Source organism: Zarconia navalis LEGE 11467 (assembly GCF_015207075.1).
Classification (GTDB): domain Bacteria; phylum Cyanobacteriota; class Cyanobacteriia; order Cyanobacteriales; family Geitlerinemataceae; genus Zarconia; species Zarconia navalis.
The window spans coordinates 1-5,427 of the sequence record NZ_JADEXN010000394.1 but is presented as its reverse complement, the minus strand read 5'-3'; the positions used below and the strand labels follow the sequence as shown (position 1 = coordinate 5,427).

Here is a 5,427-nt window from a genome sequence, read left to right as displayed (position 1 = left end):
ACTACGCGCTGATTATTCGATCTCTGGTGACTCTAGAAGGAATTGCCATTAACGTCGATCCCGAATTCAAAGTCCTCAGCAAAGCTTACCCCTACGTTGCCAAGCGCCTGCTGACCGACTCCTCCCCAGAATTACGAACGTCTTTGCGCGAACTCCTGTTTAAGGATGGGAGTTTTCGTTGGAATCGCTTAGAAAATTTGCTAAAAAATGCCCGTACGAGCGATGATTACGATCTCGGAGCGGGATTGAACCAGGCGTTAGATTTTGTCTTTTCCGATCGCGGTTCCTTTGTTCGCGAGCGTATTGTCGAGGAAGTGGTCAAAAATGTCGATTTGCTCACCCAAGATGCCGCGCGAAGTACTAGGGCGGCTTTAGGGGAATTGTTGGGTTGGCAGCAACCTGTGCCGTCCAACGGTCGAGTGTCGGTAAAAGTGCCTCAAGAGCGGCAAGCATTGGAACATATCAAGCGGATTTTAACCATCTTGCGCGACACGCCGGGATTCGATGCGATGGACTTACTGCCGCGCGTTCCCCAACTGCTGGTGAAGCCGGAAACTCAACGCATGGGTCAGGAAATTGCCAGCAACTTAGCTCAAAGATTCTTGGCGCGGATGATTCGGAATCTCCTGCTCGATGAAAACCCGGTGCAACATCCGGTGCAACATACCGAAGGTTCCCGTCGCGTACCCAAACTTCCCCCTGGGTCACCCACCAGTCGTTAAACTCGATCGAGAGTTCCTTTTTCACGTATACTCGATGTGACTCGTTGCTCTTAGGTTTTGGAGCTGACACTTTCCCTTTACGAACTGGCTGGGGTAGTTATATGAAAGCTGTCGCGCAATCGTCACAAATGAATTGGCAACTCTGGCTGCCGGCATGGGTTGCTGGAGTGGGTTTGGCTGCGGTTACGGTACTGAGTCTGGGATACGTGCTGACTCGTCCCTGCACCATCGGTCCGTGCAAACCCATCACCCGCGCCCAGCAGCTGAGCCAGAACAGTCTGGAAAAACTCGATACGGAGCGATCGACCGCTGCATTTATCGCTGCGAACCAGCAGCTTGCCGAAGCTGGGGAACTTTTAGAAGATATTCCCCGCTGGTCTACCCATTACGGTACGGCTAAAGAGTTGCAAGCATTTTATCAAGAGCAGAGGCAAATGTTACTTGAAGCCTCCGGTGCTTTGAATCGAGGGAACTTAGCAGCGCGAAAAAGTCAAAATCCCCCCCATTCTACCGAGCAGTGGCAAGAGATTCAAGAGCTGTGGGAAGGGGCGATCGAAGAACTCGAACAAGTACCTCAAAATAGTCCGGCGTTTGAGTTCGCCCAGCAAAAACTCTCGGAGTATCGATCGAACTTAGCGGCGATCGAACAGCGCAAAACCGTCGAAGAAACCGCCAGCGAAAAACTCGAAACCGCCCTGACTGCTGCCGAAATCGCCCAAGCGCGGCAAAGTGTCGCTCAGAACCTCGAAGAGTGGCAACTCACCTATGCCAGTTGGCAAACGGCGATTGCGGCCTTGCGACGGGTTCCTCAAGGAACCTTGGCTGAAGAACGTGCGGAGGAACTGTTTGCGGATTACGAACCACAATTCGTGACGGCGAGGGAACGGCGAACCCAAGAGCAAATCGCCACCAACTTTTATAATGAAGCGATCCGGCTAGCCGATCGGGCGAAAACCCTGCAAGAACAGCGCAAGTGGAATCAGGCGGTGTCCCATTGGCAACAGGGCATTGGGGCCGCCGGACAAGTGCCCGAGGGTAGCTCCTTGTATCCCCAAGCTCAGATCCTGGTGCAATCTTACGCTCAAATTTTGCAGGGAACCACCGCCATCCGACGGCAGGTGCAGGCACTCGATCGAGCGCGCGCGGAACTCAAAGATTTGTGTGTCGGCCCGATCGTTATCTGCGAATATACCAGCAGTCGCGAGAAGATTAAGGTGTTCGTGCTGCCGCTGTATATCGAATATATTCGCAATCTCACCCGCAACTCGAACGCGCAAGGGGATATCGACACTCGCACTCGCATCGAAGAGCACAAACGTATTCTTATTGATGGATTGACTGCAATTAGCAATCGATCGAAAATTCCGATGGAGCTATATCAAAAGTCTGATGGCAGTTTAATTGGTTCCCATCAACCGACTCCTTAATTGAGAATTCGGAATTCGGAATTCGGAAAGAAAGACAAGGACAAAGAAGGACTCATCAATTGTCAATCGTTCGTTTGTCATTTCCCATTGCCCGCGCATCAAATGACTTCTAATCCCAGTTTATGTCAATTCATCGATCGCCACATTCAACAAAGTGCTCAACGGCGAATAACTTTTGCTGAATATATGAACTGGGTACTGTACCATCCCCAGTACGGCTATTACAATGGCAAAGGAAAATTAGGTGCGCCGGGAGACTTTGTGACCTCCGTGCATTTATGTTCGGATTTTGGAGAAACCCTTGCCGAGCAGTTTTTCCAAATGTGGCAAGTTTTGGGCTGTCCAAAACCGTTTCATTTAATGGAAATGGGCGCGGGACAAGGTATTTTAGCCGGGGATATTTTAACGTATATTCAGCAAAAACATCTTGATTTTTTTGACGCGATCGAGTATATTATAGTTGAGAAATCTTCTGCCTTAAAAAAAGAACAAGAACAGCGACTCAAACGGCAATTTCAGACAATATCAATTCGCTGGTGTGAATGGGAAGAAATCCCCCCAAATTCAATTATTGGTTGTTGCTTTTCCAACGAACTGGTTGATGCCTTTCCCGTGCATCAGTTTGTTGTGAATGGGGGAAAACTGCAAGAAATTTACGTCACCACATCCTCCGAAATTTCAGAAAAGACTGAAGAAAACGGAGCGCAATTTAGCGAATCGATCGGCGAACTTTCCACCCCCAAAATCGATCGATATTTCCAGACAATGGGTATCGATTTGAGTACCTATCCCGACGGTTTTAGAAGTGAAGTGAATCTTGCCGCCCTCGATTGGATCGAAACCGTCGCCGGACGGTTGCAACGGGGCTACCTGCTGACGATCGACTACGGCCATAATGCTCGGCGTTACTACAGTTTGGGTCGATCGAGCGGAACCTTGCAGTGCTACTACCAGCATCGATATCACGACAACCCCTATATCAATGTCGGCCATCAAGACATCACCGCCCACGTCAATTTTACCGCCTTAGAGCAGCAAGGAGAGCAGTGCGGTTTATCCACCGTCGGATTTACCCAGCAAGGGCTATTTCTGATGGCGCTGGGGTGGGGAGAACGCCTTTCCACACTGGGGCGGCAAGATGCATCCGGAGATGGGCGAACGGCCACTGCCCGAGATATCGCCACGATTATGCAACGTCGCCAAGTTCTTCACTCCCTCATCGATCCCATGGGGTTGGGGGGATTTGGAGTCTTGGTGCAAAGTCGGGGGTTATCAGAAACCGAGAAAGGGCAAATGCTAACGGGACTCACGGAACCCACCGGTAGTATGACATCGGGTTAAGGTTAAACCGAATATCTAAATGCTGACGGAAATGGCGAAAATCAACATCAATTCCCATTCATGAAAATCCATCTCACTTCCCAATTTTATGCCTGTTCGTTAGGTCTGGTTTTACTGCTGTCATCGGGTGCTTGCGCTCGGGTATCGACGGTTTCTCCAGTTCCGGTGGCAATGTCCGACGAACAAACCACCACCAACGATCGAATTTTACAAGAGCTGAAAACCGCCGATATTATCTACTTAGGAGAAACCCACGATCGCCCCGCAGATCGTCAAGGACAACTGGAGATTCTTGAAGCATTACACCAAGAAAATCCAAATATGGCGATCGCCCTAGAAATGTTTCAGCGTCCGTTTCAAGGGGTTCTCGACGATTACCTCGCCGGAAACATCACCGAGGAACAGCTTCGAGAACGCACGGAGTACGATACGCGTTGGGGCTTCCCTTGGGAATCCTACGCCCCCCTGCTGCGATTTGCCAAAGCCCGTCAATTGCCAGTACTCGCACTTAATACCCCCACAGAAATCACCCGTAAAGTCGCCGGTACGGGCTTAGAAAGCCTCGAACCTGCCGATTTCGAGCATATCCCCCCCATCGACGAAATCGACACCACCCACGAGGGATACCGTCAGATGCTGCTAGAAGTCTTCAGCGCTCACCAACACGGGGGACATGGCAATAGCGATGGCTTCGAGCGCTTTTTTGCCGCCCAGGTGTTGTGGGATGAAACCATGGCCGAAAAAATTGCCCAGTTCTACCAGGGGAACCCCGACACCCAAATCGTTGCCATTGCGGGGCGCGGGCATATCGTTTACGGTTACGGAATTCCCAGTCGCGTCGCCCGACGACTGGCTGCCTTCGATGCCATCGGGCGTTCGGTATTGTTCGGCGCGCCGGAACCGGAATTGACATCAGAGACCCAGACATCCGAAACTGAGGCGATCGCCGACTATTTTTGGTTCAATTGAGTTAGATTCCGACCCTCCTAAAACTCGATCGATATGGCACTATTAACTCCTGACGAAGCCCTCTCTCGCATTCAAAACGGACAATCGCTCAACGGTGCAGAATTGAGCCGTATCGATTTACAACGGGCGAACCTCGACGGTATTGGGTTTGTCGCAGCCTACTTGCGAGGCGCAAATTTATCCGGTGCCTCTTGCCAAGAAACCGATTTTAGTCGCGCCACTCTCATGTTTGCCCGCTTGTGCGGGGCGAGTCTGGTGCGGGCGAATCTCTCGGAGGCAGAACTCAACAGTGCCAACTTCGAGAATGCCGATTTGCGGGAAGCTTTGGCGAGTCGAGGGATTTTCTACGGAGCTAATCTTAACGGAGTGCAAGGGATTTCCGCAAAATTCGATCGGGCAGATTTCCGAGAAGCCCACGCCGAGGCAGCTAATTTTAGCGGGGCAAATTTAGAACGGGCAAATTTGAGTCAGAGTCGATTGTCTCAAACAAATTTCAGCGGGGCAAATCTGCATCGGGCCAACTTTTTCGAGGCGCATCTCGATGGATGTTTGGGGTTGCACGCCAACTTGGAAGGTGCGATTTTTGCTGGGGCGATCCTAGAGAATGTCGATTTGACTCAAGCTGATGCGATCTCGGCAGATTTCCGAAACGTTCGGATTGTTGGAGCAATTGCCACCGAAGCTGAATTTCTCGAAGCGAACTTCGATCGAGCCAGCATCGAGAACGCCGACTTTACCAGTGCATCTTTATTTGCCGCCAATCTGGAAGGGGCGACTTTATCGACCGTCGATCTGACCAAAGCCAATTTACGAGATGCAAATTTAGAAAATACCACCTGGGAGGGGGTAAACTTTTCCCGAAGCGACGTTGCCGGAGCAGCATTTGGTGGGGCTATTGGGTTAACTGACGCTCAAAAGCAGTGGTTGCGGGAGAATGGTGCGGTGAACGTACCGCGATAGGCTCGGAG

4 protein-coding genes and 1 pseudogene are annotated in these 5,427 nt (G+C 51.0%); all 5 read left to right on the top strand.

The window, feature by feature from the left end:
* Positions 1–722, top strand: a pseudogene (locus IQ235_RS17815) (AarF/ABC1/UbiB kinase family protein); the annotation flags it as partial.
* A gap of 128 nt (positions 723–850) precedes the next feature.
* A complete protein-coding gene (locus tag IQ235_RS17810) occupies positions 851–2,149 on the top strand; it encodes an AAA family ATPase (protein WP_264322763.1) in 1,299 nt (432 codons plus the stop codon).
* A 102-nt stretch (positions 2,150–2,251) separates the two neighbouring features.
* Positions 2,252–3,490, top strand: coding sequence for a class I SAM-dependent methyltransferase (locus tag IQ235_RS17805; RefSeq protein ID WP_264322762.1), 1,239 nt, complete (start codon positions 2,252–2,254; stop codon positions 3,488–3,490).
* A 60-nt stretch (positions 3,491–3,550) separates the two neighbouring features.
* Positions 3,551–4,459 (top strand): ChaN family lipoprotein, encoded by a 909-nt coding sequence (locus IQ235_RS17800; RefSeq protein WP_264322761.1) that lies wholly within the window; start codon positions 3,551–3,553, stop codon positions 4,457–4,459.
* 33 nt (positions 4,460–4,492) lie between these two features.
* Complete coding sequence (locus IQ235_RS17795; protein WP_264322760.1) at positions 4,493–5,419, top strand: pentapeptide repeat-containing protein; 927 nt, start codon at positions 4,493–4,495, stop codon at positions 5,417–5,419.
* Positions 5,420–5,427: the final 8 nt, after the last annotated feature.